At 55.5% G+C, this 1079-nt stretch carries 1 protein-coding gene; it reads right to left on the bottom strand.

The window, feature by feature from the left end; all coding sequences use genetic code 11:
- Positions 1-774: TRAP transporter substrate-binding protein (locus tag EN935_RS37355; RefSeq protein WP_164771763.1), on the bottom strand; the 774-nt coding region annotated here is incomplete at its 3' end.
- Positions 775-1079 lie beyond the last annotated feature (305 nt).

Genomic DNA, 1079 nt, shown 5'->3' with positions numbered 1-1079 from the left:
GTTGGAGATCAACATCGCATCGAGAATGCTAACGTGCTTTGTGAAGCTGACGTACTTGGTGACCTGATAGAATTTGAGCGACAGCAGATCAACCACGCCAACGTCGGCCCCATCAACGACGCCTGTCTGCAGCGCCGCATACAACTCGCTGAAGGGCACGACTGTCGGTAGCGCGCCAAGCGCGGCGTAGGTGTCCTGGTGCGTTCTGGATGCCTGGACGCGCATCTTCAGGCCTGCGAGATCCTCGGGCTTTCGTATTGGTCGAACTTTGTTCCACATCAGGCGTGTGCCATCTGTGCCCCATCCTACGACACGGCAGTTGAAGCCCTTTTCGATATCGGGCTTGAGGCTATCACCAAGTGCGCCATTCAAGGCGCGGACTGCATGTGGCGTGTCGTCAAATAGGAAGGGGAGTTCCAGAACCTCAATCTGTGGAACCGCGGCGGATAGCACGCCAAGATTGCTCATGACGCCGTCGAGTGCGCCCACCTTGACGCTATTGATCATGATCTCATTACCGCCGAGTTGGGCGTCTGGGAAAAAGGTGACCTGGATCCGACCGTCGGAACGCTTGGTCAATTCGTTGCCAAACTGCACCATGCCGCGCGAATGGGTGTCATCGGCGGGACTATCGGAGCCTAGACGAATTTCAATCGGAGCGGCGGCAGCGGCCCCTCTCAAGAAACCAACACCGCCAAATGTTGCAACAAATGACGTTGCCAATCCACATTTTAGAGCGGCACGACGCGAAAGGGTTTTGTTTCTGGCTGGCATGTCTCATCCTCCCCATTGTGTCGAGGTAGCCTCGATCTTGGGGGCACGATAGCAGCCCCCCTGCGCCGGGTCGAAGCAATTAATAGCTAGGTGCTATAAGGATAAGTTATTCGATCTGTGCTACCGTTCGCTTAGTCTTGGCGATCTCCTCAATTGCCGTCTTCCCAGTCAGGTTTGCGGCACGTGGGTGGCGGGCAGGACGTCGTTGTTAGGGAGCATAGATATGGTCAACATGCGGCAGATCGAAATCTTTAGAATGGTTATGGAGACGGGGACAACAGTCGGTGCGGCGCGTTCTTTGAATA

It is taken from the genome of Mesorhizobium sp. M7D.F.Ca.US.004.03.1.1 (assembly GCF_003998635.1).
Classification (GTDB): Bacteria; Pseudomonadota; Alphaproteobacteria; order Rhizobiales; family Rhizobiaceae; genus Mesorhizobium; species Mesorhizobium loti.
This window is presented reverse-complemented; position numbering and strand designations above follow the sequence as displayed.